20 protein-coding genes are annotated in these 25,916 nt (G+C 72.7%); 11 read left to right on the forward strand and 9 right to left on the reverse strand.

Annotated elements, in window-relative coordinates:
- Positions 1-29 precede the first annotated feature (29 nt).
- From ACFXDE_RS32540 to hrcA, 4 genes are all read right to left on the reverse strand, one after another.
- Positions 30-3,278 carry a S41 family peptidase gene (locus ACFXDE_RS32540; RefSeq protein ID WP_380498165.1) on the reverse strand — a complete coding sequence of 1,083 codons (3,249 nt, stop codon included), beginning with the start codon at positions 3,276-3,278 and terminating at the stop codon, positions 30-32.
- A 180-nt stretch (positions 3,279-3,458) separates the two neighbouring features.
- The gene (locus ACFXDE_RS32545) at positions 3,459-4,208 is read right to left on the reverse strand and encodes a 16S rRNA (uracil(1498)-N(3))-methyltransferase (protein WP_380498166.1); all 750 of its coding nucleotides are present in this window, start codon (positions 4,206-4,208) and stop codon (positions 3,459-3,461) included.
- Between the two features lie 127 nt (positions 4,209-4,335).
- Positions 4,336-5,478 carry a molecular chaperone DnaJ gene (gene dnaJ, locus ACFXDE_RS32550; protein ID WP_380498167.1) on the reverse strand — a complete coding sequence of 381 codons (1,143 nt, stop codon included), beginning with the start codon at positions 5,476-5,478 and terminating at the stop codon, positions 4,336-4,338.
- Between the two features lie 77 nt (positions 5,479-5,555).
- Positions 5,556-6,590 (reverse strand): heat-inducible transcriptional repressor HrcA, encoded by a 1,035-nt coding sequence (hrcA, locus tag ACFXDE_RS32555; RefSeq protein WP_380444794.1) that lies wholly within the window; start codon positions 6,588-6,590, stop codon positions 5,556-5,558.
- A gap of 249 nt (positions 6,591-6,839) precedes the next feature.
- Here hrcA and htpX point away from each other — a divergent pair, with 249 nt between their 5' ends.
- From htpX to ACFXDE_RS32570, 3 genes are read left to right on the forward strand one after another with little or no spacing between them, the layout of a single operon-like run.
- Complete coding sequence (htpX, locus tag ACFXDE_RS32560) at positions 6,840-7,760, forward strand: zinc metalloprotease HtpX (protein ID WP_380498168.1); 921 nt, start codon at positions 6,840-6,842, stop codon at positions 7,758-7,760.
- Between the two features lie 44 nt (positions 7,761-7,804).
- Entirely contained in the window at positions 7,805-8,389 is a 585-nt protein-coding gene (locus tag ACFXDE_RS32565; RefSeq protein WP_380444792.1) for a hypothetical protein, read from the forward strand.
- Positions 8,390-8,413: 24 nt separating this feature from the next.
- Complete coding sequence (locus ACFXDE_RS32570; RefSeq protein ID WP_380498169.1) at positions 8,414-9,247, forward strand: DUF3097 domain-containing protein; 834 nt, start codon at positions 8,414-8,416, stop codon at positions 9,245-9,247.
- On the opposite strand, the gene ACFXDE_RS32575 is transcribed toward ACFXDE_RS32570, so the two are convergent.
- The 3 genes from ACFXDE_RS32575 to ACFXDE_RS32585 are packed head-to-tail and all read right to left on the reverse strand — an operon-like array spanning position 9,238 to position 13,046.
- Positions 9,238-9,795, reverse strand: coding sequence for a Uma2 family endonuclease (locus tag ACFXDE_RS32575; RefSeq protein ID WP_380498170.1), 558 nt, complete (start codon positions 9,793-9,795; stop codon positions 9,238-9,240). The two genes, ACFXDE_RS32570 and ACFXDE_RS32575, sit on opposite strands and share 10 nt — an antisense overlap.
- A 40-nt stretch (positions 9,796-9,835) precedes the next feature.
- The gene (hemW, locus tag ACFXDE_RS32580) at positions 9,836-11,065 is read right to left on the reverse strand and encodes a radical SAM family heme chaperone HemW (protein ID WP_380498171.1); all 1,230 of its coding nucleotides are present in this window, start codon (positions 11,063-11,065) and stop codon (positions 9,836-9,838) included.
- A gap of 58 nt (positions 11,066-11,123) precedes the next feature.
- Positions 11,124-13,046: an AMP-dependent synthetase/ligase gene (locus tag ACFXDE_RS32585; RefSeq protein ID WP_380498172.1), complete on the reverse strand. Its 1,923-nt coding sequence runs from the start codon at positions 13,044-13,046 to the stop codon at positions 11,124-11,126.
- A gap of 346 nt (positions 13,047-13,392) precedes the next feature.
- Between ACFXDE_RS32585 and ACFXDE_RS32590 the strand changes: the two genes are divergently transcribed.
- The 4 genes from ACFXDE_RS32590 to ACFXDE_RS32605 all read left to right on the forward strand — a co-directional run bounded on the left by ACFXDE_RS32590 (position 13,393) and on the right by ACFXDE_RS32605 (position 19,451).
- Positions 13,393-15,126, forward strand: coding sequence for an ABC transporter ATP-binding protein (locus tag ACFXDE_RS32590; RefSeq protein WP_380498173.1), 1,734 nt, complete (start codon positions 13,393-13,395; stop codon positions 15,124-15,126).
- A gap of 134 nt (positions 15,127-15,260) precedes the next feature.
- Positions 15,261-17,159 (forward strand): ABC transporter ATP-binding protein, encoded by a 1,899-nt coding sequence (locus tag ACFXDE_RS32595; RefSeq protein WP_380444826.1) that lies wholly within the window; start codon positions 15,261-15,263, stop codon positions 17,157-17,159.
- A 211-nt stretch (positions 17,160-17,370) separates the two neighbouring features.
- Positions 17,371-18,282: an RNA polymerase sigma factor SigJ gene (gene sigJ, locus ACFXDE_RS32600; protein ID WP_380498174.1), complete on the forward strand. Its 912-nt coding sequence runs from the start codon at positions 17,371-17,373 to the stop codon at positions 18,280-18,282.
- 89 nt (positions 18,283-18,371) lie between these two features.
- The gene (locus ACFXDE_RS32605; protein ID WP_380444783.1) at positions 18,372-19,451 is read left to right on the forward strand and encodes an NAD(P)/FAD-dependent oxidoreductase; all 1,080 of its coding nucleotides are present in this window, start codon (positions 18,372-18,374) and stop codon (positions 19,449-19,451) included.
- Positions 19,452-19,569: 118 nt separating this feature from the next.
- On the opposite strand, the gene lepA is transcribed toward ACFXDE_RS32605, so the two are convergent.
- The gene (gene lepA, locus ACFXDE_RS32610) at positions 19,570-21,438 is read right to left on the reverse strand and encodes a translation elongation factor 4 (protein WP_380444782.1); all 1,869 of its coding nucleotides are present in this window, start codon (positions 21,436-21,438) and stop codon (positions 19,570-19,572) included.
- Between the two features lie 214 nt (positions 21,439-21,652).
- Here lepA and ACFXDE_RS32615 point away from each other — a divergent pair, with 214 nt between their 5' ends.
- Complete coding sequence (locus ACFXDE_RS32615; protein WP_380444781.1) at positions 21,653-21,958, forward strand: antibiotic biosynthesis monooxygenase family protein; 306 nt, start codon at positions 21,653-21,655, stop codon at positions 21,956-21,958.
- 239 nt (positions 21,959-22,197) lie between these two features.
- On the forward strand, positions 22,198-22,467 hold the full coding sequence (rpsT, locus tag ACFXDE_RS32620; protein WP_218205877.1) for a 30S ribosomal protein S20: 270 nt from the start codon (positions 22,198-22,200) through the stop codon (positions 22,465-22,467).
- 326 nt (positions 22,468-22,793) lie between these two features.
- Here rpsT and holA read toward each other — a convergent pair whose 3' ends face one another.
- Positions 22,794-23,792, reverse strand: a complete 999-nt coding sequence (holA, locus tag ACFXDE_RS32625) for a DNA polymerase III subunit delta (protein ID WP_380444780.1) — start codon at positions 23,790-23,792, stop codon at positions 22,794-22,796.
- Between the two features lie 83 nt (positions 23,793-23,875).
- Between holA and ACFXDE_RS32630 the strand changes: the two genes are divergently transcribed.
- Complete coding sequence (locus ACFXDE_RS32630; protein WP_380444779.1) at positions 23,876-24,169, forward strand: hypothetical protein; 294 nt, start codon at positions 23,876-23,878, stop codon at positions 24,167-24,169.
- 286 nt (positions 24,170-24,455) lie between these two features.
- Entirely contained in the window at positions 24,456-25,865 is a 1,410-nt protein-coding gene (locus ACFXDE_RS32635) for a M14 family zinc carboxypeptidase (RefSeq protein WP_380498175.1), read from the forward strand.
- The last annotated feature ends 51 nt before the right edge of the window (positions 25,866-25,916 follow it).

Below are 25,916 nucleotides of genomic sequence, written 5' to 3' on the forward strand. Positions count from 1 at the left end.
CCACCCGACTTCCCGCTCCGGACCCGCCCCTACTGCCAGGGCAGCGGCGGCGCCGTCCGGGCCGGCGCCTCGGCGAGCGCGGCCAGCGCGATGCGCACGCCGGCGGCCAGCTGCGGGTCCTCGCCCGCGGCCCACTCGTGCGGCGCGATCGGCACCTCGACGTCCGGGTCGACGCCGTGGTTCTCCACGCCCCAGCCGTAGTTCTCCAGCCAGAACGAGTACTTGGGCTGGGTGACCAGGGTGCCGTCGACCAGGTGGTAGCGGCTGTCGATGCCGATCACCCCGCCCCACGTCCGGGTGCCGACCACCGGGCCGAGCCCCAGTGCCTGGATCGCGGCGTTGACGATGTCGCCGTCCGAGCCGGAGTACTCGTCGGCGAGCGCGACGACCGGTCCGCGCGGGGCGTCCCCGGGGTAGGGCTGCGAGCTGGTGATGTCCCGGGCGACGTTCCAGCCGACGATCCGGCGGGCCAGCTTCTCGATCACCAGCTGGGAGGTGTGGCCGCCCCGGTTCTCCCGGATGTCGACGATCACGCCCTCCTTGGCCATCTCCGAGCGCAGGTCGCGGTGGAGCTGGGCCCAGCCGGCGCTCTGCATGTCCGGGATGTGCAGGTAGCCGAGCCGCCCGCCGGACAGCTCGCGGGTCTCGGCCCGGCGCCCGGCCACCCAGTCGTGGTAGCGCAGCGCCTCCTCGTCGGCGAGCGGGACGACCACCGGGTGGCGCTGGTCGGTGCCGTCCTTGCCGGCCACGGTGAGCTCGACGGGCTGCCCGGCGGTCCCGGCCAGCAGCGGCGCCGGGCCGGTGACCGGGTCCACCGGGCGGCCGTTGACGGCGAGGACGGCGTCCCCGGGGCGGATCGCGGCGCCGGGCGCGGCGAGCGGCGAGCGGGCCCGGGGGTCGGAGGACTCGCCGGGCAGGATCCGGGCGATCCGCCAGAGGTCCCCGTCCTTGGCCAGGTCGGCGCCGAGCAGGCCCTGGCGCCGCGCGGGCTCGGTGTGCAGGCCGTAGGGCATGACGTAGGCGTGCGAGGTGGCGAGTTCGCCGTGCACCTCCCAGAGCAGGTCGACCAGGTCGTCGTGCGAGCCGACCCGTTCGACCAGCGGGCGGTAGCGCTCCAGGACGCCGTCCCAGTCGACGCCGGCGAGGTCCGGGCGCCAGAAGTTGTCGCGCATCAGCCGGCCGTTCTCGGCGTACATCTGACGCCACTCGGCGGCCGGGTCGACCGTCACCCGCAGCCGGGCGAGGTCGACGGCCGTCTCGTCCTCGTCGCCCGCCTTGTGGTCGGCCGGGAGGATCCGCAGCTCGCCCTCGTCCACGACCGCCAGCCGGCTGCCGTCCCCGCTGACCGCGAACCAGTCCAGGCCGTGCACGAGCGGCTCGGCCCGGCGCTTCTTGAGGTCGAAGCGCTCCAGCGTGGCCCGGGGCCGTTCGTCCTCCAGCGAGGCCGCCTCGTCGCCGAGTTCGCCGAGCAGCGGCAGGCGCGTCCACAGCACGCCGTCCTTGCCCGCCTTGAGCGCGCCGAAGCGGCCGCCCTCCACCGGGAAGGGGACGATCCGGTCGGCGATGCCGTCCAGGTCGACCCTGGTCACCGGCGCGGCGTCGGCGCCGCCCTCCTCGCCGTCGCCCTTCTTGCCGCGCGGCTCCTCGTCCTCCCCGCCGAGCGGGCGCCCGGCCCGCTGCGGGCCGAACGGGGACGGCGTGTCGGCGGCCAGCGTGATCAGGTACGGGCGGCAGCCGTTGGGGAAGGACAGGTCGAAGACGTGCGAGTCGTAGACCGGGTCGAAGTTGCGCACCGACAGGAAGGCCAGGTAGCGGCCGTCCGCGGTGAAGGCCGGCGCGGTGTCGACGAAGCGCTGCTGGGTGACCTCGCCGACCGTCCGGGTGGCCAGGTTCGCCAGCACGATCTGGCGCAGCGACCACGCCCCGCTGCCCGGCACCGGGCGCGACCAGGCCAGCCACGCGGAGTCCGGGCTGAACACCAGGCCGCTGACCTCGCCGTCGGTGCTGCGGGCCAGCTCGTGCACGGCGCCGTCGGCGAGCGTCACCAGCAGCACCCGGCCGTCGTGCACGCCGAGCGCCGCCTGCTTGCCGTCCGGGGAGACCACCAGCGAGTTGACCCGGCCGAGCTGTCCGGCGGCCAGCCGGCGGCGCTCGGCGCCGTGGACGGCGGGGGCGAACTCCAGCCCGTCCTCGCCTCCGGCGTCCGACACCCACAGCACGCCCTGGGCGCCGTCCTCGCCCGGCACCACGCGGGCCAGCCGGCCGCGCACGCCCGGCGTCTCGTCCAGCACCCGGGCCGGGCCCTCGCGGTGGGTCAGCCAGTGCACGCTCCCGCGCACCACGACGGCGCTGGCCCGGCCGGTGCGGTCCGGGGCGACGGTCTCCAGCCAGTGCGCGGCGTGCACCGGGCGTGGGCGGCGGCCGGTGCGCGGCCCGGCCAGCCGGACGTCCAGGCGGCGCGGCTCGGCGCCCTCGGCCAGGTCCTCCAGGAGCCACAGGTCGCCGGCCCGGTGCCAGACCACCCGGGTGCCGTCGGTGGCGGCGTTGCGGGCGTAGAAGCCGTCCGGGGAGGTGGTGTGGCGGCGCAGGCCGGTGCCGTCCGGGAGGCTGGAGTAGAGCTCGCCGACGCCCTCGTGGTCGGACAGGAACGCGATCCGCGAGCCGTCCGCGCCGGCCACCCACAGCGGCGAGGAGAGCTGCCCGTCGAGGTCCTCGTGGATCCGGACGAACTCGTCCCGGCCGATCCACAGCTTGCCCGCCCGGCCGCCCCGGTAGCGCTTCCACCAGGCCGGTTCGCGGTTGTTGACGGTGCCCAGCAGCACCCGGTCGCCGTCCGGCTCGAAGGCCAGCCCGCCGACCGGCCCGTACGGCAGCCGCACCGGCTCGCCGCCGTCCAGCGGCACCGCGTGCGCCCAGGTGCGGCGCAGGGTGGCCTGCCCGGCGGTGGTGGTGGCGATCGGACGGCCGTCGGCGCTCCACCCCTGCAGCTGGGTCTGGCCGCTGCCCCAGTGGGTGAGGCGCCGCGACGGGCCGCCGTCCACCGGCACGACGTGCACCTCGGGCGCGCCGTCCCGGGCGGAGGTGTAGGCGATGTGCCGCCCGTCCGGGGAGAACCGCGGGTGGTGGACGGGCAGGTGATCGGCCGTCAGCCGCCAGGCCCGGCCACCGTCCAGCGGGGCGAGCCAGACGTCGTTCTCGGCGACGAAGGTGACCAGGTCACCGTGCAGATGCGGGTGGCGCAGGTATGCGCCGACAGGGTTGCTGAGGGGTTCCGTCACGCCGCCAGCGTAGGCACGTACGCGGACGGGGCGGGCCGCTTTTACCCGACTCCACCCGGGTGAGACCGGGGCGGGATCCGGACGGAATCCGAGTGGGAACCGGGCGAAAACCGGACGGGATCCGGACGGGGACCGGGCGAAAACCGGACGGGATCCGGGCGGCCCCCGACGCAGGGGCCGTCAGGCCCAGCGCCCGGTGCGCCCGAGCAGCAGCGCCCCGGCGGCCACGCCGGCCGTCGAGGTGCGCAGCACCGACGGGCCGAGCCGGTGCGGCTTCGCACCCGCCTCGGCGAAGGCGGCCAGCTCCTCCGGGGAGACTCCGCCCTCGGGGCCGACCACCAGGACGACGTCCCCGGCGGCCGGCAGCGCGGCGGCGGCCAGCGGCTCGGAGCCCTCCTCGTGCAGCACCGCGGCGAACGCGGCGCCGGCCAGGACGGGGGTCAGCTGGCGGGTCGTCATCAGGTCCCGCACCTCGGGGAAGCGCAGCCGGCGGGACTGCTTGCCCGCCTCCCGGGCGGTGGCGCGCCACTTGGCGAGCGCCTTGGCGCCGCGCTCGCCCTTCCACTGGGTGATGCAGCGCGAGGCGGCCCACGGGATCACGACGTCCACGCCGACCTCGGTCATGGTCTCCACGGCCAGCTCGCCGCGGTCGCCCTTGGGCAGCGCCTGGACGACGACGATCCGCGGCGCCGGCTCCGGCTCGCGGCGCACGGCGGCCACCGTGACGTCGATCGCGTCCTTGCCGAGCACCTCGGCGACCGTCCCGTCCACGCCGAGCCCCAGCCCGTCGGCCAGGGTGACCGCCTCGCCCGCCGTCAGCCGCTTCACCGCGGCCGCGTGGCGCCCCTCCGGCCCGTCCAGCCGCACCACGGCCCCGGGCGCGGCGGCGGCGATCCGCTCGGTCTCTACGACGAACACGGGGGCGGTCATGAGGGGGAACCTTTCCGGGGTGGGACCTGCGGCCCGGGCCGGCAACCACGGCCAGGGCCCGCGACCAGGGGGGACGGAACGCGAAAGGGGTGCCGGGGCGAGGACCCCGGCACCCCTCCGCGGACGGCTAGCGGCCGTTGAACGCGTCCTTCAGACGCGAGAACAGGCCCTGCTGGCCCGGCGCGAACTGGCCGGACGGGCGCTCCTCGCCGCGCAGCACCGCGAGACGGCGCAGCAGCTCCTCCTGCTCGGCGTCGAGCTTGGTGGGCGTCTGCACCTCGACGTGCACTATCAGGTCGCCCCGGCCGCCCCCGCGCAGGTGGGTGATGCCGCGGCCGTGCAGCGGGATCGACTGGCCGGACTGGGTGCCGGGCCGGATGTCGACCTCCTCCAACCCGTCCAGGGTCTGCAGCGGCACCTGGGTGCCGAGCGAGGCGGCCGTCATCGGGATGGTGACGGTGCAGTGCAGGTCGTCCCCGCGCCGCTGGAAGACGGTGTGCGTGGTCTCGGCGATCTCGACGTACAGGTCGCCGGCCGGGCCGCCGCCGGGGCCGACCTCGCCCTCGCCGGCCAGCTGGATCCGGGTGCCGTTGTCGACACCGGCCGGGATCTTGACGGTCAGGGTGCGGCGGGCGCGGACCCGGCCGTCGCCGGCGCACTCCGGGCACGGGGTCGGCACGACGGTGCCGAAGCCCTGGCACTGCGGGCAGGGGCGGGAGGTCATGACCTGGCCCAGGAAGGACCGGGTGACCTGGGAGACCTCGCCCTTGCCGCGACACATGTCACAGGTCTGCGCGGAGGTGCCGGGCGCGGCGCCCTCCCCGCTGCACGTGGTGCAGGTGACGGCCGTGTCGACCTGGAGCTCCTTGGTGGTGCCGAACGCGGCCTCCTCCAGGGTGATCTCCAGCCGGATCATGGCGTCCTGCCCGCGGCGGGTGCGCGAGCGCGGGCCCCGCTGGCCGGCCGCGGCGCCGAAGAAGGCGTCCATGATGTCGGAGAAGCCGAAACCGGCCGCGCCGGCGCCGAAGCCGCCCGCGCCACCGCCGCCGCCCGGCGAGAGCGGGTCGCCGCCGAGGTCGTAGACCTGCCGCTTCTGCGGGTCGGAGAGCACCTCGTAGGCGGCGTTGATCTCCTTGAACCGCTCCTGCGTCTTCGGGTCCGGGTTGACGTCCGGGTGCAGTTCGCGTGCCAGGCGCCGGAACGCCTTCTTGATCTCGTCCTGCCCCGCATCCCGTCGGACGCCGAGTACCGCGTAGTAGTCCGTGGCCACCTAATGCTCCGCTTGTTCCGCCTGTAGTAGTGCTGCGACAGGGCACCACCGCTGGTCTGTCCAGCGGTGGCTGATTGCTACGACTCGGCCAGGATCTGACCCACGTACCGCGCCACCGCTCGCACCGCCCCCATTGTGCCCGGATAGTCCATCCGGGTCGGACCGATCACACCCAGTTTGGCCACGCTCTCGTCGCCCGAACCGTAGCCGACGGACACCACCGAGGTGGAATTCAGCCCCTCGTAGGCGTTCTCCCGGCCGATCCGGACCGTCATCGCCGCGTCCGTGGTCTCACCCAGGAGGCGGAGCAGGACGACCTGCTCCTCCAGGGCCTCCAGGACCGGCTGGATGGTGAGCGGGAAGTCGTGGCCGAAGCGGGTCAGGTTGGCCGTGCCGGCCAGCATGATCCGCTCCTCGTTCTGCTCGGCGAGCGCCTCGAACAACGTCGCCAGGACCGTGGTGACGGTCGGCCGGTCGACCTGTTCGAACATCGCGGGCAGCTCCTCCAGCGCCGCCGGGACGTCCGGCAGGCGCTGGCCGACGGCCCGCGCGTTGATCCGGGCCCGCAGGTCCGACAAGGCCGTCTCGCCGACGGTGCCCGGGCAGTCCACCATCCGCTGCTCGACCCGGCCGGTGTTGGTGATCAGGACCAGCATCACCTTGGCCGGGGCGAGCGCGACGAGTTCGATGTGCCGCACGGTGGAGCGGCTCAGCGAGGGGTACTGCACGACGGCGACCTGCCGGGTGAGCTGGGCGAGCAGCCGCACGGTGCGTGCGACGGTGTCGTCCAGGTCGACCGCGCCCTCCAGGAAGTGCCGGATCGCGCGCCGCTCGGGCGCGCTCATCGGCTTGACCTCGGCGAGCCGGTCGACGAACAGCCGGTACCCCTTGTCGGTGGGGATGCGCCCGGCGCTGGTGTGCGGCTGGTGGATGTACCCCTCCTCCTCCAGCGCCGCCATGTCGTTGCGGACGGTGGCCGGGGAGACCCCGAGGTTGTGCCGCTCCACCAGGGCCTTCGAGCCGACCGGCTCCTCGGTGCCCACGTAGTCCTGGACGATCGCGCGCAGCACGGCGAGCTTGCGGTCGTCGAGCTGGCGGACCTCACCGGCCATGGGGCACGCACCTCCGTCTTCGCACGTTGTCCGTTGTGACGTATCGAGCTGATGCGGGCCTGGAAGGCCCGGGTTTGGCACTCTGAGCGCACGAGTGCCAGAACCCTACCTGCCAGTGTACGGCCCGGGTCCGACGGCAGGAACGGCGCAGCGGGGGTGATCCTGCCCGCAGTTCCCGGCGCGGGGGTGGTGCCCCGCGGCCGTCCGGGTGGCAGCATCGATAGCGGACGGCGAACGGAGGAGCAAGCGATGTCGAGCTCGGCCCAGCACACCCGATTCGCGCCCGACCGCGGCCTGACCGGCCGGATGGTCGGGACCATGTTCGTGATCGGGCTGTTGTACGTCGGATTCACCGGCCTGCTGATCGTGCTGCTGCGCGGCGCCTGGCCCCTGATCGTGCTGATCTCCGGCGGGCTGTTCGTGGCCCAGTTCTGGTTCAGCGACAAGATCACCGAACGGGCCATGGGCGCCCGCCCGGTGTCCCCCGAGCAGTACCCGCAGCTGCACGGCACCGTCGACCGGCTCTGCGCGCTCGCCGACATGCCCAAGCCCAGGGTGGCGGTCGCCGACAGCGACATGCCGAACGCCTTCGCCACCGGCCGCAACCCGCAGAACGCCGTCGTGTGCGTCACCACCGGCCTGCTGCGCCGGCTGGAGCCCGAGGAGCTGGAGGGCGTCCTCGCGCACGAGCTCTCGCACGTCGCCCACCGGGACGTCGCCGTGATGACGATCGCCGGGTTCCTCGGCGTCCTCGCCGGGGCGATGACCAGGATCGCCATGTACGGCGGGTTCATCGGCGGCGGGCGCAACAACAACGACCAGAACGCGGCGATCGCGGCGCTGGTCATCCCGCTGGTGTCGATCGTCGTCTACGCGATCAGCTTCCTGCTCACACGGCTGCTGTCGCGCTACCGCGAGCTCGCCGCCGACCGCGCCGCCGCCCAGCTCACCGGCCGGCCCAGCGCGCTCGCGTCGGCGCTCACCAAGGTCACCGGGCAGATCGCCGCGATCCCGTCCAAGGACCTGCGCCAGGCCCAGCCCTACAACGCCTTCTACTTCGCCCCGGCGCTGAGCGCCAAGGAGACGGCCTCCCAGCTGCTCTCCACCCACCCGACGCTGGAGAAGCGGCTGGAGCAGCTGGCGAAGATCTCCGCCCAGCTGGGCCGCTGAGCCCCGCCGACCCGCCGACCCGCCGACCGCCTGAAGGGACCGCCGTGGGAATCCTGGACGCCCTGTTCGGCCGCACCAAGCCCGTCAAGCCCGACCTCGACCAGCTGTTCGGCGTCCCCTCGGCCGCGCTCACCCTGGAGGCCGGCGCCGGGTTCCTGCCCACCGGGCTCGGCTCGGTGTGCTTCGCGGCCGTCGAGGGCGCCGCGTTCGTCCAGGTCGAGCAACAGGTGCGGGCGCTGCTCGACGCCGACACCGAGCGCGGCGGCGTCCCGGTGGAGGCCTCCAAGGACGGCTACGGCTACTCGTGGCTGCTCGCCCGGCACACCGCGGAGGAACTGCCGGAGCTGGTGAACGACCTGCACGCGGTCAACAGCGAGCTGGAGGCGAACGGCTTCGGGCCGCAGCTGCTCTGCTCGCTGGTGGGCTTCCGGAACGGGGAGGGGCAGTCGCTGGCGCTGGTCTACCTGTACAAGCGCGGCACGTTCTACCCGTTCGCGCCGATGCCCGGCGGCGGGGAGCGGCGCAACAGCCCGCTGGAGCTGCAGATCAACGCGATGCTGGCGAACGACCTGCGGCTGGAGAAGGACCTCGGCCGCTGGTTCCCGGTGTGGGGCGCGCCCGGGCTCTGACGGTCCGTCCGTAGACTCGCCGGCATGCGCAGCCGCCAGTACGGACCCGACCTGACCCCGCCGTGGAAGAAGCAGGCACCCGCCCCGGAGGTGCCCGCCGAGCGGGACCTGGTGGTCGAGGAGGCGGCGACCGGCTTCTGCGGGGCGGTGGTGCGCTGCGAGAAGACGGCGGAGGGGTTCACCGTCACCCTGGAGGACCGTTTCGGCAAGCACCGGGTGTTCCCGATGGTGCCGCGCGGCTTCCTGCTGGAGGGCAGGGTCGTCACCCTGGTCCGCCCGTCCGGCCCGGCCCCCGTCCGCGCCCCGGCCCGCACCGCCTCCGGTTCGGTCGCCGTCCCCGGCGCCCGCGCCCGGGTGGCGCGCGAGTCCCGCATCTACGTCGAGGGCCGGCACGACGCCGAACTGGTCGAGCGGGTCTGGGGCGACGACCTGCGGATCGAGGGCGTCGTGGTCGAGTACCTGGAGGGCGTGGACGACCTGCCCGCGATCGTCGCCGACTTCGCCCCGGGCCCCGGCCGCCGCCTCGGCGTCCTGGTCGACCACCTGCTGCCGGGCACCAAGGAGCACCGCATCGCCGCCCGGGTCACCGGCGAGGACGTGCTGGTCGTCGGCCACCCCTACATCGACATCTGGCAGGCGGTGAAGCCGTCTTCGGTCGGCATCCCGGCCTGGCCGACGGTCCCCCGTGGCGAGGTGTGGAAGGAGGGCGTCTGCCGCCGCCTGGGCTGGCCCGTCGACACCCCGGCGGCGTGGAAGCACATCCTGTCGAAGGTGAACTCCTACAAGGACCTGGAGCCCGAACTCCTGGGCAGGGTGGAAGAGTTGATCGACTTCGCGACCCTCCCGGGTCAGGCGTAGGTCTGGAACTCCGAGGTGTCCAGCGTGACGCCCAGCAGATCCACCGGAATGGGCTCGCCGAACTTGGTGGTCCGCTCGGACACGTAGTCCGGCAGACCCGAGGCGCTCGCCCGGGTGGGTTCGGTGAGCAGCACGCAGACGGCCTTGATCGGGTCGACGATCAGGTAGACGGGGATCATGCCCTCGGCGTAGAGCTCCCGCTTGGTCCGGTAGTCGCGCAGCACGCTGGTCTTCGACACCACCTCAAGCACCAGCGTGAGGAGAGGCGCAGGAACCAGGCGACCAGGGCCTTCGACGGCGTCTCGCTCGTAGACGACCAAGTCGGGCTGAGGTTCGCTCGTGAGCCCAGGGAGGTCAATATCCTGCGTGACCGAGCGATGCCATCGCGCCCGGGGAATCTGGTCCTGGATCGACTCAACAATCCAGTTGTGGACCCGATCAGGTCCGGCCATCATCACGATTTCCCCCCTGATGAGCTCGGCCTTGAAACCCTCCGGGACCTCAAGGTTCTCGAAGATCCCTATCACCCGGTCATCGATGGCGGTCATCCCACACTCCTTCTGACGGCTGATACCACGTTAACGACATTCAGTCGACGAGGTCACGCACGACCGCGTCGGCCAGGAGACGGCCCTGGAGGGTGAGGGTGGCGCGGCCCCCGGCGTAGGTGTCGGGGGCGAGGAGGCCGCTCGCGAGGGCCTCGGCGGCCGCCTTGCGGGCCGTGTCGGTGAGGAGCGTGAGCGGGATGCCCTCGGCGAGGCGCAGTTCGAGGAGGATGCGCTCGACGCGGCGGTCCTCGTCCGTCAGCACCTCGCGGGCCAGGGCGGGGGTGCGGCCCTCGGCCAGCGCCCGGGCGTAGGCGGCGGGGTGCTTGGCGTTCCACCAGCGGACGCCGCCGACGTGGCTGTGGGCACCGGGGCCGGCGCCCCACCAGTCGGCGCCGGTCCAGTACAGCTCGTTGTGGCGGCAGCGGCCCTCGGGGGTGGTGGCCCAGTTGGAGACCTCGTACCAGTGGTAGCCGGCGGCGGCGAGCGCCCGCTCGGCGATCAGGTAGCGGTCGGCGTGGACGTCGTCGTCGATCATCGGGAGCTCGCCGCGCTTGACGCGGGCGGCGAGGCGGGTGCCTTCCTCGACGATCAGCGAGTAGGCGGACACGTGGTCGGGCCCGGCGCCGATGGCGGCGTCCAGGGAGGCCCGCCAGTCGTCGTCGGACTCGCCGGGGGTGCCGTAGATGAGGTCGAGGTTGACGTGCTCGAAGCCGGCCGCGCGGGCCTCGGCCACGCAGGCCTCGGGGCGGCCCGGGGTGTGGTGGCGGTCGAGCAGCTGCAGCACGTGCGGGCGGGCGCTCTGCATGCCGAAGGAGATCCGGTTGTAGCCGCCCTCGCGCAGTTCGGCGAGGTACGCCGGGCCGACGGACTCCGGGTTGGCCTCGGTGGTCACCTCGGCACCGTCGGCGAGCCCGAACTCGTCGCGGATCGCGGCGAGCATCCGCACCAGGTCGCGGGCGGGCAGCAGCGTCGGGGTGCCGCCGCCGAGGAAGACCGTCTCCACCGGGAGGTCCGCGTCGCCCAGGACGCGACGGGCGAGCCGGATCTCCGCGATCACGTTGTCGGCGTACGTCTCCTGCGAGGCGACCGCGCCCGAGGAGCGGAGCTCGGTGGCGGTGTACGTGTTGAAGTCGCAGTAGCCGCAGCGGCTGGCGCAGTACGGCACGTGCAGGTAGAAGCCGAACGGCCGGGTGCCGAGCCCGTCGAGGGCGTGCGCGGGCAGGGAACCGTCGGACGGCACCGGATCGCCGTCGGGGAGTGCGGAGGGCATGACCCCATTGTCCCGTACGGCCGGGGCGAACCCGCGGGCCGTACGGGACGGGGGCGGCTCAGGCCTCGTTGGCCCCCGCGTACATCGCGGTCACGGCGTCCGCGTAGGTCCGCTCGACCACCGGGCGCTTGATCTTCAGGCTCGGGGTGAGCTCGCCGTGCTCGATGTCGAGGTCGCGCGGCAGCAGGTGGAACTTCTTGATCGTCTGCCAGCGCTGGAGGTCGCCGTTGAGCTTCTTCACGAAGCCCTCGATCAGCTCGTGGACCTGCGGGTCGGCGGTCACCTCGGCGTAGGACTTGCCGGCCAGGCCGTGCTCGGCGGCCCACGGCATGATCACGGCCTCGTCCAGGCCGATCAGCGCGGTGCAGAAGTTGCGGCCGTTGCCGATCACCAGGATGTTGCTGACGAACGGGCACACCGCCTTGAACTTGCCCTCGACCTCGCTCGGCGCGACGTACTTGCCGCCGGAGGTCTTGAACAGGTCCTTCTTGCGGTCGGTGATCCGCAGGAAGCCGTCGGCGGTGAGCTCGCCGATGTCCTCGGTGTGGAACCAGCCGTCCGGCTCCAGCACCTCGGCGGTCTTCTCCGGCAGGTTGTGGTAGCCGCGCATGACGCCCGGGCCGCGCAGCAGGATCTCGCCGTCCTCGGCGATCCGCACCTCGGTGCCCGGCAGCGCGCGGCCGACCGTGCCGATCCGCACGTCCTCCTTGCGGTTGACGCAGGAGCCGGCGCTGGTCTCGCTCAGACCGTAGCCCTCCAGGATCGGCACGCCGGCGCCGAGGAAGAAGTAGCCGATCTCGGGGGCCAGCGCCGCGCTGCCGGAGACCGCGCCGCGCAGGCGCCCGCCGAAGGCGGCGCGGATCTTCGCGTACACCAGCTTGTCGGCGACCGTGTGCTGCGCCCGCAGGGCGAACGGCGCGCCGTCCACCCCGGTGGCGATCCGGTTCTCCTGGACGACCCGGGCGTACTCGCGGGCCACCCCGGCGGCCCAGCGGAAGATCTTGTACTTCGCGCCGCCCTCGGCCCGGGCCCGCCCGGCGATGCCGTTGTAGACCTTCTCGAAGATGCGCGGCGCGGACGCCATGACGGTCGGCCGGATGGCCGGCAGGTTGTGGATGATCCGGTCGACCCGGCCGTCCACCGCCATCACGTGGCCGGTGGCGATCTGGCCCGAGATCAGCGTCTTGCCGAACACGTGCGACAGCGGCAGCCACATGAACTGGACGTCGTCCGGGCCGAGCAGCCCGCTCGCCTCCTGGGCACGCGCCTCGTACGCCCAGCAGTCGTGCACCAGGCGCACGCCCTTGGGGCGGCCGGTGGTGCCCGAGGTGTAGATCAGGGTGGCCAGCTGCTCCTTGTCGAGCGCGGCGACGGCCTTCTCGACGGCGTCCGGGTGCTCCTCGAGGTACGCGGCGCCGCGCTCCTCCAGCTCGGCCAGGGTGATGAGGTCGAGCCCGGCCGTCTCGGGCGCCGCGGCGGGGGCGTCGAACAGGATGACGGTGCGCAGTTCGGGCAGTTCCCCGATCTGCTCGACGGCCTTGGCGAGCTGCGCGGCGTTCTCCGCGAACATCGCCCGGCAGCCGGAGTCGGAGAGGATGAAGGCCGTCTCGTCGGCGTTGGTGCTCGGGTAGACGGTCGTGGTGGCCGCGCCCGCGCACATGTTGCCGAGGTCGGCGACGATCCACTCCAGGCGGGTGGAGGAGGCCAGGGCGACCCGGTCCTCGGGCTGGATGCCGAGCGCCATCAGGCCGGCGGCCACCGCCTTGACCCGGGCCGCGGTCTGCGCCCAGGTGAGCGAACGCCACTGCTCGGCGCCGGGGGCGCTGTCCGCGGCCTGCTCGTCGACCGGGGCGGGGTAGCGGTAGGCCTCGGCGTTGGGGGTCGCGGCGACCCGCTCCAGGAACAGGTGGGCGACGGAGGCGGGACGCCCGGCGACGATGTCGGCGCTGCCGGAGTCGATCAGGGACTGCGCGGAACTCAACGAGGACCTCCGGGGGCGGGTGGCCGTCTGAGGGATTTGTCGCGGCTCCCGTGGGGGCGGTCGCCGGTCCCCCGTTACGCGTGCGGTACCGGCGAGTAACAAGGGGGCAATCAGCAGCCTAGGGGGAAACCGGTCATTCCGTAAGGGGGTCTACCCGCCAGGCACCCCGCCACCACCCCGGTGCCCCGCGGACGGCACCCGCGTGAACCCCGCAACCCGGCCCGCCCGGCGGTTCGGCAAAGGACTGGACAAACCTCATGTCCCGGCCGGGGGAATCGTCTGTACGAGTGCACGAAGGAACGAGAATTGGGATGCGAATCCACCCGTCGACGACAAGAGTGTGCAAGTGCTGATCAGACTGCTCAGGGCGTACCTGCGCCCGTACTCCCGACCGATCGCCCTGCTGGTCGTCCTCCAGCTCGTATCGACCCTCGCCGCGCTCTACCTGCCCACTCTCAACGCCGACATCATCGACAGCGGCGTCGTCAAGGGCGACACCGGCTACATCCTCAGGGTCGGCGCCGTCATGATCGGCGTGACCCTCGTCCAGGCCCTGTGCTCGATCGGCGCCGTCTACTACGGCGCGCACACCGCCATGGCCTTCGGACGCGACGTCCGCGCGGCCGTCTTCGACCGCGTCCAGAGCTTCTCCGCCCGCGAGGTCGGCCAGTTCGGCGCCCCCTCCCTGATCACCCGCACCACCAACGACGTCCAGCAGGTCCAGATGCTGGCCCTGATGAGCTTCACCCTCATGGTCGCCGCACCGATCATGTGCGTCGGCGGCATCATCATGGCCCTCAACCAGGACGTCCCGCTGTCCGGCCTGCTGCTCGCCGTCATCCCCCTCCTCGGCACCGTCGTCCTCCTGCTCGTCCGCGCGCTGCGCCCCAAGTTCCGCAGCATGCAGGAGAAGATCGACACGGTGAACCGCGTCCTGCGCGAGCAGATCACCGGCATCCGCGTCATCCGCGCCTTCGTCAAGGACGACCACGAGCAGGCCCGCTTCGGCGAGGCCAACGGCGACCTCACCGACGTCGCGCTCCAGGTCGGCCGGCTGATGTCGTTCATGTTCCCGGCCGTCATGTTCGTCGTGAACGCCTCCAGCGTCGCCGTCCTGTGGTTCGGCGCCCACCGCATCGACAGCGGCGGCATGGAGATCGGCGCCCTGACCGCGTTCCTCTCCTACCTCATGCAGATCCTCATGAGCGTCATGATGGCCACGTTCATGTTCATGATGGTGCCGCGCGCCGAGGTCTGCGCCGAACGCGTCCAGGAGGTCCTCGGCACCTCCTCCAGCGTCGTGCCGCCCGCCGCGCCCGTCACCGAGGTCCTGCGCCGCGGCAACCTCGAACTGCGCGACGTCGACTTCCGCTACCCCGGCGCCGAGGCCCCCGTGCTGCGCGGCATCGCCATCACCGCCCGCCCCGGCGAGACCACCGCCGTCATCGGCTCCACCGGAAGCGGCAAGTCCACCCTCCTCGGCCTCGTCCCCCGGCTCTTCGACGCCACCACCGGACAGGTCCTGCTCGACGGCGTCGACGTCCGCGAACTCGCCCCCGAGGCGATCGCCGAGAGCGTCGGCCTCGTCCCCCAGAAGCCCTACCTGTTCACCGGCACCGTCGCCAGCAACCTCCGCTACGGCCGGCCCGACGCCACCGACGAGGAACTCTGGCACGCCCTCGACGTCGCCCAGGCCAAGGACTTCGTCGAGAAGCTCCCCGAAGGCCTCGACGCCCCCATCGCCCAGGGCGGCAGCAACGTCTCCGGCGGCCAGCGCCAACGCCTCGCCATCGCCCGCGCCCTCGTGCGCAAGCCCGACGTCTACCTCTTCGACGACTCCTTCTCCGCGCTCGACTACGCCACCGACGCCCGGCTGCGCAAGGCGCTCTCCCACGAGACCTCCGACGCCACCGTCCTGATCGTCGCCCAGCGCGTCTCCACCATCCGCGACGCCGACCGCATCATCGTCCTCGACGAAGGCGCCGTCGTCGGCAGCGGCACCCACCACGAGCTCATGGCCGGCAACCCGACCTACCGGGAGATCGTCCTCTCCCAGCTCACCGAGCAGGAGGCGGCGTGACCACCCCCCGCAAGCCCAGCGCCCCCCAGCAGCCCGCCGGGCAGCAGCCGTCGGACCGGGCGACGGCCGACGAGCTCCCCAGCGACTCCCAGGCCGCCGCCGCCCGCCGCGGACCGGCCGGCCCCGGCCGCTTCATGGGCGGCCAGGGCACCGAGAAGTCCATGGACTTCAAGGGCTCCGGCAAGCGCCTGCTCGGCCTGCTGCGCCCCGAACGCCCCCTGCTCGCCGCCGTCCTCGGCCTCGGCGTGCTCAGCATCGGCTGCGCCGTCACCGGCCCCAAGGTCCTCGGCAACGCCACCGACCTGATCTTCGCCGGCGTCGTCGGCGCCCGCTTCGAGCCCGGCACCTCCAAGGCGCAGGCCGTCGAGGGGCTGCGCGCCCACGGCCAGGGCGGCATCGCCGACCTGCTCTCCTCCGTCGACTTCACCCCCGGCCAGGGCATGGACTTCGGCGCCATCGGCACCGTCCTGCTCTGGGTGCTCGCGATCTACGTCGCCTCCGCCCTGTTCGGCATCGTCCAGGGCCGCCTCGCCACCAAGGCCATCCAGCGGGCCGGCTACCGGCTGCGCCAGGACGTCGAGGCCAAACTCGCCCGCCTGCCGCTGAGCTACTTCGACAAGCAGCCGCGCGGCGAGGTCCTCAGCCGGGTCACCAACGACATCGACAACATCAGCCAGTCGATGCAGCAGACGCTCGGACAGGTCGTCAACTCGCTGCTCACCGTCGTCGGCGTGCTCGCGATGATGTTCTGGATCTCCCCGCTGCTCGCGACGATCGCCCTGGTGTCCGTACCGCTGTCGGTGGTCGTCGCCGCCAAGGTCGGCAAGCGGGCGCAGCCGCAGTTCGTCCAGCAGTGGGCCTCCACCGGCAGGCTGAACGCCCACATCGAGGAGATGTACACCGGGCACGCCCTGGTCAAGGTCTTCGGCCGGCAGCGCGAGTCCGCCGAGACCTTCCGCGAGCACAACGAAGCACTGTTCGCCTCCAGCTTCCGCGCCCAGTTCATCTCCGGCATCATCCAGCCCGCGATGATGCTCATCGGCAACCTGCAGTACGTGCTCGTCGCCGTCGTCGGCGGCCTGCGGGTCGCCAGCGGCGCGCTGTCCATCGGCGACGTGCAGGCGTTCATCCAGTACTCGCGGCAGTTCAGCCAGCCGCTCACGCAGGTCGCCAGCATGGCCAACCTGGTGCAGTCCGGCGTCGCCTCCGCCGAGCGCGTCTTCGAACTCCTCGACGCGCCCGAGCAGACCCCCGAACCGGCCATGCCCGAGAAGCCCGACGTGATCCACGGCCGGGTCGCCTTCCAGGACGTCTCCTTCCGCTACGAGCCCGACAAGCCCCTCATCGAGGACCTCTCGCTCAAGGTCGAACCCGGCCAGACCGTCGCCATCGTCGGCCCCACCGGCGCCGGCAAGACCACCCTCGTCAACCTGCTGATGCGCTTCTACGAGGTCAGCGGCGGGCGGATCACCCTCGACGGGGTCGACGTCTCCGCGATGTCCCGCGAGGACCTGCGCTCCGGCATCGGCATGGTGCTCCAGGACACCTGGCTGTTCGGCGGCAGCATCGCCGACAACATCGCCTACGGCGCCCAGGGCGCCACCCGCGAGCAGGTCGTCGAGGCCGCCAAGGCCGCCCACGTCGACCGCTTCGTGCGCACCCTGCCGGACGGCTACGACACCGTCATCGACGACGACGGCGCCGGCGTCAGCGCGGGCGAGAAGCAGCTCATCACCATCGCCCGGGCCTTCCTCGCGCAGCCCTCCATCCTCGTCCTCGACGAGGCGACCAGCTCCGTCGACACCCGCACCGAGGTGCTCATCCAGCGGGCCATGGCCCGGCTGCGCACCGGGCGCACCAGCTTCGTCATCGCGCACCGGCTCTCCACCATCCGGGACGCCGACGTGATCCTCGTGATGGAGAACGGCTCGATCGTCGAGCAGGGCTCGCACGACGAACTGATCTCCGCCGGCGGCGCGTACGCGCGGCTGTACCAGGCGCAGTTCGCGGAGGCCGTGGCCGAGGTGGACTGACCGGAGGTCGCGTTCGGGCCGGGGCGGGACTCTCCCGCCCCGGCCCTCCGCGTTCCCGGGCCCTTCGCGTTCGCCGGCCCTTCGGACGGCCCGGGCCGTTCACGCCCCGGCCCTCCGCGTGTCCCGGCCGTCCCGGCGGCCGGGACCCGCTCACCCGGTCTTCGCTCACCCGGCCTTCGCTTTCCCCGTGCGGACCGCTACCTTTGGGCCCGTGATCGACGAGGAGGCCCCGGACGCGTTCGAGGCGAACCGACGCTACCTGGGCTCGGTCGCCTACCGGCTGCTCGGCACGTTCACCGACGCCGAGGACGTCCTCCAGGAGGCCTGGCTGCGCTGGCGGGCCGCCGACCGCGCCGCCGTCGCCGACCCGCGGGCGTTCCTCACCACCGTCGTCACCCGGCTCTGCTACGACCAGCTCGGCTCCGCCCGGGCCCGCCGCGAGTCCTACAGCGGCGAGTGGCTGCCCGAGCCGTCCGTCTCCTACGCGAGCGCCCCCGACTCCCCCGCCGAACTCGCCGAACGCGGCGAGTCCGTCTCGCTCGCGCTGCTCGCCGTCCTGGAACAGCTCACCCCCGCCGAGCGGGCCGCGTTCGTGCTGCACGACGTCTTCGCGGTCGGGTTCGACGAGATCGGCGACTCGCTCCACCGCACCCCCGACGCCGCCCGCCAGCTCGCCTCCCGGGCCCGCCGCCGGGTCCGGGACGGCGGCCGCCGCGCGAGCGCCGACCGGGCCGAACACCGGCGCGCCGTCGAGGCGTTCGCCGCCGCGGCACTCGGCGGCGACCTCCAGGGGCTGATGGCCGTCCTCGACCCGGACGTGGTGTGGACCGCCGACGGCGGCGGCATCGTCCGCGCCGCCGCCCGCCCGGTCCGCGGCGCCGACAAGGTCACCCGCCTGATCGCCGGCTCGGTCGCGAAGTGGTTCACGCCGGAGCTGCGGCTCGCCCTCGCCGAGGTCAACGGCGAACCCGGCATGGTCTGGTACGACTCGACCACCGGCGCCGTCGCCGGCGTGCTGGCGTTCACCGTCGCCGACGGCCTGATCACCGGGACGTACGTCGTGGTCAACCCCGGGAAGCTCACCCACCTCGGCCCCTTCGAGGGGCCGAGCACCGGGGCGTGACGCAGGTCACTGTCACACCCCGTCCGGCTGCGTCGTCCCCTTGCCGAACCGCGCTGAACGACAGCGCACCTCGCAGGGAGGCGGACGAGATGAGCAGCACCACCACCGAGAAGCGGATCGTCGTCCTGGGCGCCGGCTACGCCGGACTCAGCACCGCCAAGGGCGCCGGCCGGCACCACGCCGTCACCCTCGTCGCGCCCGAGGAGCGGCTCCTCCACCGCGTCCGCCAGCACGAGACGGCGGCCGGCGGCGGGCGGGACTGGCCCGCCATCGCACGGCTCGCGCGCGGCCGGCGCATCGAGCACCGCCGCGCCAGGGCCGTCGGACTCGACCTCGACGGCCACAAGGTCCAGCTCGACGACGGCACCGTCCTCGGCTACGACACCCTCGTCTACGCCCTCGGCAGCCGCACCGCCTGGCACGACGTCCCCGGCGCCGCCGAGCACGCCTACGGCGCCGAACGCGCCGCCGAACTCGACCACCGCCTGCGCGACGCCGGCGAACCCGGCACCCTCGCCGTCGTCGGCGGCGGCGCCACCGGCATCGAGCTCGCCGCCGAGCTCGCCGAGGCCCACCCCCGGTGGCGGGTGCGGATCGTCACCGCCGGCCGGGTCGGCGGCATCTACTCCCCCAAGGGCCGCGCCCACGTCCGCCGCGTCCTCGACCGGCTCGGCGTGGCCGTCCACGAGGACGCCACCGTCACCGAGGTCACCCCCACCGGGCTGCGCACCACCACCGGCCCGGTCGACGCCGACGTCACCGTCTGGGCCGCCTCGATGGAGCCGCACCCGCTGGCCGCCGCGGCCGGACTGGCCGTCGACGACCGCGGCCGGGCCCTGGTCGACGAGTACCTCCGGTCGGTGTCCCACCCGGACGTCCACGTCGTCGGCGACGCCGCCGCGGTGACCGTCCCCGGCACCGGGACCCTGCGGATGGGCTGCGCCACCGCCCTGCCGATGGGCCAGTACGTCGGCAAGCTGCTCGACGGGCGCACGGACGGGCCCTTCGCGTACAAGTACGTCGCGCAGTGCCTGAGCCTCGGGCGGCACGACGGGATGCTCCAACTGGTCCGCGGGGACGACTCGATGCGGCCCACCGTGCTCACCGGGACGGCGGGGCGGCTGGCCAAGGCCGCGATCGTCGCCGGGGTGCTCGCCGCACTGAAGTGACCGCCCGGCGGGGAGCCGAAGTGACCCTCCCCGGACGGGAAGTGACCGTCCCCGAACGCGCGGAAGGGCCCGGAGTGCGATCGCTCCGGGCCCTTCCGCCGCTGCTACTTCTCTTCCGTTACTTCTTTTCCTTGGGGGCCTCGGCGTCGGTGGACAGCGCGGCGATGAAGGCCTCCTGCGGGACCTCCACGCGGCCGACCATCTTCATCCGCTTCTTGCCCTCCTTCTGCTTCTCCAGCAGCTTGCGCTTGCGCGAGATGTCACCGCCGTAGCACTTGGCGAGGACGTCCTTGCGGATCGCGCGGACCGTCTCGCGGGCGATCACCCGGGAGCCGATGGCCGCCTGGATCGGCACCTCGAACTGCTGGCGGGGGATGAGCTTCTGCAGCTTGCCCGCCATCATCACGCCGTAGTTGTAGGCCTTGTCCTTGTGCACGATCGCGGAGAACGCGTCGACCGCGTCGCCGTGCAGCAGGATGTCGACCTTGACCAGGTCGGCGGTCTGCTCGCCGATGGGCTCGTAGTCGAGGGACGCGTAACCGCGGGTCTTGGACTTCAGCTGGTCGAAGAAGTCGAAGACGATCTCCGCGAGCGGCAGGGTGTAGCGCAGCTCGACCCGGTCCTCGGAGAGGTAGTCCATGCCCTGGAGGCTGCCCCGGCGGGACTGGCACAGCTCCATGATCGCGCCGACGAACTCGTTGGGCGCGAGGATCGTGCCGCGCACGACCGGCTCGTACACCTCGGCGATCTTGCCGCTCGGGAACTCGCTCGGGTTGGTGACGGTGTGCTCGGTGCCGTCCTCCATGATCACCCGGTAGACCACGTTCGGGGCGGTGGAGATCAGGTCGAGGTTGAACTCGCGCTCCAGGCGCTCCCGGATGATCTCCAGGTGCAGCAGGCCGAGGAAGCCGCAGCGGTAGCCGAAGCCGAGCGCGACCGAGGTCTCCGGCTCGTACACCAGGGCGGCGTCGTTCAGGCGCAGCTTGTCCAGGGCGTCGCGCAGCAGCGGGTAGTCCGAGCCGTCCAGCGGGTACAGGCCGGAGAACACCATCGGGCGCGGGTCCTTGTAGCCGCCGAGCGGCTCGGTCGCACCCTTGTGCATCGACGTGATCGTGTCACCGACCTTGGACTGCCGGACGTCCTTCACACCGGTGATGATGTAGCCCACCTCGCCGACGCCGAGGCCGTCGGCGACCTTCGGCTCGGGCGAGATGACACCGATCTCCAGCAGCTCGTGGGTCGCGCCGGTGGACATCATCGCGATGCGCTCGCGCTTGGTGAGCTGGCCGTCCACGACACGGACGTAGGTGACCACGCCGCGGTAGGAGTCGTACACCGAGTCGAAGATCATCGCGCGGGCCGGGGCGTCCTTGACGCCGACCGGGGCCGGGATGGTGTTGACGATGTGGTCCAGCAGGTCCTCGACGCCCAGACCGGTCTTGGCGCTGACCTGGAGCACGTCTGAGGGGTCGCAGCCGATGATGTGCGCGATCTCGGCGGCGTACTTCTCCGGCTGGGCGGCCGGCAGGTCGATCTTGTTGAGCACCGGGATGATCGTGAGGTCGTTCTCCAGCGCCAGGTACAGGTTGGCGAGGGTCTGCGCCTCGATGCCCTGGGCCGCGTCGACCACCAGGATGGTGCCCTCGCACGCGGCGAGGGAGCGGGACACCTCGTACGTGAAGTCCACGTGGCCGGGGGTGTCGATCATGTTGAGGATGTGCGTCGACCCGGTGTTCGGCCCGGTCTTCGGCGCCCACGGGAGGCGGACCGCCTGCGACTTGATGGTGATGCCGCGCTCACGCTCGATGTCCATGCGGTCGAGGTACTGGGCACGCATCTGCCGCGGGTCGACGACGCCGGTGATCTGCAGCATCCGGTCTGCGAGCGTCGACTTGCCGTGGTCGATGTGGGCGATGATGCAGAAGTTGCGGATCAGCGCCGGGTCGGTACGGCTGGGCTCTGGCACATTGCTGGGGGTCGCGGGCACCTTGGTCCGATTCTCCGTTGGTCCGGGGCCGGGGGCGTCCGGGTCATCGCTGACCGGCTTCCCGGGGGGACCGGACAGTCTCGTCCGATCGAAATAGTTCCTCCCATCCTCCCACGACCCCGGCGCGGGCCGCCGTTCGGTCCGGCCCGGGTCGTTCGTGGGGGTGCGGAGCAGGCCTTCCCACCCGGACCGGACGGCGACAGGATGGCGTCCCATGATCCTGGAAAGCGCCCTGCTCGACGTCCTGCCCGGCCGGGAGGACGAGTTCCTCGCCGCCTTCGCCGAGGCCCGGCCGCTGATCGCCGTCCAGCGCGGCTTCCGCTCGCTGCAGCTGCGGCGCTGCCTCGACGAGGGGCGCGGCTCGCGCTTCCTGCTCCAGGTCGAGTGGGAGACCCTCGCCGACCACACCGAGGGCTTCCGCGGCTCCGCCGAGTACGAACGCTGGCGGGACCTCCTGCACCGCTTCTACCGGCCCTTCCCCGAGGTCGAGCACTACGGCGAGCCGGTCCTCGACGCGTAGCTCGGTGCGCGGGCGGTCGGGATGCGGCCGGCCGGGGTGCGGGCGGTCGAGGTGCGGCCGGCCGGGGTGCGGCGCTCCGGCCGGTTTGGGGCGGGCGGCGGGCCCCTGGTAGCGTAGTCAGCTGCACCTGGCCTCGGCATGCCCTCTCAGCTGGTCCGACGGCCCGAAGGTGCAACCCTCCCCCAGCCTCCGGCCGGGGGGACCCCCAGATACCTTTTAGACAAGACTGAGGCTCCTTCGTGGCGAACATCAAGTCCCAGATCAAGCGCAACAAGACCAACGAGAAGGCGCGCCTGCGCAACAAGGCCGTCAAGTCCTCGCTGAAGACCGCTCTGCGCAAGGCCCGTGAGGCCGCTGCCGCCGGCGAGACCGAGAAGGCCGTCGTGCTGGCCCGCGCCGCCTCCAAGGCGCTGGACAAGGCCGTGAGCAAGGGCGTCATCCACGCCAACCAGGCCGCCAACAAGAAGTCGGCCATCACCAAGCGCGTCAACACCGCCGTCCAGGCCTGACGCCACCGGGGGCCACCGGCCCCCGACGCCGCAGGGTGACCCGGCCCTCTACCCGGACCCCTGAGGCGCGCGAGACTCGCACCGCACGCGGCCTGCGTTCGCCACGCGGGTGCGGTGCACACAGCACTACGGCAGGCGCCGTGACCCCCCTCTTCTCCAGAGGCCGGTCACGGCGCCTGTCGCGTTGGGCCCATGCGAGCGGTGGGAGTGACGCCCCCGAGGGCGCGTGGGAGCGTGGGACCGTGCGGGGGCGCGGGGGCTTTCGAGGCGCCCCTGGCCGCGCTCGTCGGTACGGGTCAGTACGGCCCAGGACGGCCCAGGACGGCTCAGTACGACGGACGGCTGCCCGCCCGGGCCGCTCGGGCCACCGCGACCACCGCGCGCTCCAGGGCGAAGGCCGGATCGTCCGAGCCGCCCTTGACCGCGGCGTCCGCCTGCGCGATCGCCGTCAGCGCGACGGCCACGCCGTCCCCCGTCCAGCCGCGCATCTGCTGGCGGACCCGGTCGACCTTCCACGGCGGCATGCCCAGCTCGCGCGCCAGGTCCCCCGGGCGCATGTTCCGCCCGGCGCTCGCCAGCCGCCCGATGCTGCGCACGCCGGACGCCAGCGCGTAGGTGATGCCCGTCGGCGGCTGCCCGACCGCCAGCGCCCAGCGCAGCCGCTCCAGCGCCTCCGCCGCCCGGCCGGTGACGGCCAGGTCCGCCACCTCGAAGCCGGTGGCCTCGGCCCGGCCGCTGTAGTAGCGGGCCACGACGGTCTCGTCGATCGTGCCCTCGACGTCCGAGGTGAGCTGGCTGCACGCGGCAGCCAGCTCGCGCAGGTCGCTGCCGAGCGCGTCCAGCAGGGCCTGGCAGGCCTCCGGCGTCGCGGAGCGCCCCAGCGTGCGGAACTCGCCCTTGACGAAGGCCAGCCGCTCGCTCGCCTTCGCCAGCTTGGCGCAGGCCACCTCCCGGCCGCCCGCCTTGCGCCCCGCGTCCAGCAGGCCCTTGCCCTTGGCACCGCCCGCGTGCACCAGCACCATGATCACTTCTTCGGCCGGGGCCTCGATGTACGCCTTGACCTCCTTGACGGAGTCGGCGGAGAGGTCCTGGGCGGCCCTGACCACGATCACCTTGCGCTCGGCGAACAGCGACGGCGTCGTCAGCTCGGCCAGGCTGCCGGGCTGGAGCCCGCCCGGCGGGACGTCCCGCACGTCGGTGTCCGGATCCGCCGCCTTCGCCGCCGCCACCACCTGGGCGACCGCACGGTCGAGCAGCAGCTCCTCCTGGCCGACCGCGAGGGTCAGCGGGGCGAGCAGGTCGTCGGGTGCACTCTTCCTGGCCATCCCCACCAGCATCCCACGGAGCGCGGACAGCCCCGGCCGGACCTGGGCGACGGCAGCGCCCGGCGGACCTGGAGAATGGGCCGGTGACCGAAGACCTCACCACCGACCAGCCGGACGTCGACGACCCGCACGCCCGGCAGCTGCTCGTCCTGCCCGACCGCGACGCCGCCGACGAGGCCGCGGAGGAACTCAGCGCCACCCAGCCCGATCTCGGCGAACTGGAGGTCGTCCGCGACGCCCTGGCCGGCGAGGACGACGCCGAGGACGCCCAGTGGCTGGTCGTCGTCGAACCCCCGGAGGACGGGTGGACCCCGGCCAGGCTGCGCGCCCTGGACGCGCTCGCCGCCGAGTACGAGGGCTGGCGCGAGGAGGGCTGACCACACCCGGGGCGGCTCGACCGCCTGGGCGCCCGGGGCGACTTGCACGCTCTGGCGGACTTGACCGTTCCGGCGGGCTTGACCACTCTGGCCGCAACGGAAAACTCCCCGCCGGGAGTTGACGGGCGGTCAGGGCGGCGCTTTGCTTCATGGACGGTGGTGGTGGCGTGCGGCGCACTTGATGTCATGCCCCTGACACAAACGCATGGCGCTCCCTGCTTCCCGCTCCCCGCCCGCTCCACCACCCGTCCCCCACGCGACACCCCCACGACTTCGGAGGCCCCCCATGGCCAGGAAGCGTTCCATCGCCCTCGCGGCCGGCACCCTCGCCGCACTCACCGCGCTCGCCCTCACCGCCGTACCGAGCGCGACGGCCCAGAACACCCACCGGTCCGGCCCCGGGAACGTCTTCGTCTACCGCATCCCCACCCACACCGCGGCAGACGCGCAGACGCTCACCGGCGCAGGCTTCGACCTGCTCGAACACCGGCAGGGCGACGACCTGTTCGTCCTCGGCGACGCCCGCGACGGCACCCGGCTGCGACTGCTCGGCTTCACGCCGACGGTCGAGCGGACGATGCCCGACCCGGCCCAGGCGCCGCTCCAACTCCGTCCCAGGAGCGGCCAACTGGCGGCCGGCGACCCGAACGAGACGTACGACGGCGGCTACCACACCGTCAACGCCCACTACGCCCACCTCGACCAAGTCGCCTCCCAGCACCCCGACCTGGCGACCGTGGTCACCTACGGCCAGTCCTGGCGCAAGCAGAACGGCCGGCCCGGCGGCTACGACCTCAAAGCCGTCTGCATCACCAAACGGACCGGGAACGACTGCTCGCTCTCACCGAACTCGGCCAAACCCCGCTTCTTCCTGATGAGCCAGATCCACGCCCGCGAGATAACCACCGGCGAAACGTCGTGGCGCTGGATCGACCACCTCACCGGCGGCTACGGCACCGACCAGGACGTCACCGCGCTCCTCGACTCCACCGAACTCTGGGTCGTGCCGATCGCCAACCCCGACGGCGTCGACATCGTCCAGCAGGGCGGCGACAACCCGCTCTACCAGCGCAAGAACGCCGACGACTCGAACGGCTCCGCCTGCGACTTCTCCGGCCAGATCGGCGTCGACCTCAACCGCAACGCCGGCACCCACTGGGGCGGACTCGGCACCTCCCCCGACCCGTGCTCCGAGATCTACCTCGGGCCGCAGGCCGACTCCGAAGTCGAGAACACCGCCCTGGAAGGGCTGTTCCGCAACCTCTACCCGGCCGTGCGCGGCCCCGGCGACACCGACCCCGCCCCGGCGGACACCCGCGGCATCATGATCACCCTGCACAGCGACGCCAGCATGGTCATCTTCCCGTGGGCCCACGACCACACCGTCCACACCGGCAACGACGCCGCGCTGCGCGCCCTCGCCGGCAAACTCGGCACCCTCACCAACTACCAGTCCGGCCAGGCCGGCGAGATCCTCTACGACGCCGCCGGCGGCACCGACGACTGGGTCTACGACAAGCTCGGGACCGCCAGCTTCACCATCGAGGTCGGCGACAGCGACTCCCGCGGCTGCTCCGGCTTCATGCCCGCCTACTCCTGCCAGGACTCCTACTTCTGGCCCAAGATGAAGACCGCCCTGATGTACGCCGCCACCCACGCCCAGGCCCCGTACACGACCACGGCGACCGACGGCTGAACCCACCGCCACCCCACCCCCGGCCGCGGCGTTCCGGAATCCCCGGAACAC

The organism is Kitasatospora sp. NPDC059408 (assembly GCF_042751525.1).
Taxonomy (GTDB): domain Bacteria; phylum Actinomycetota; class Actinomycetes; order Streptomycetales; family Streptomycetaceae; genus Kitasatospora.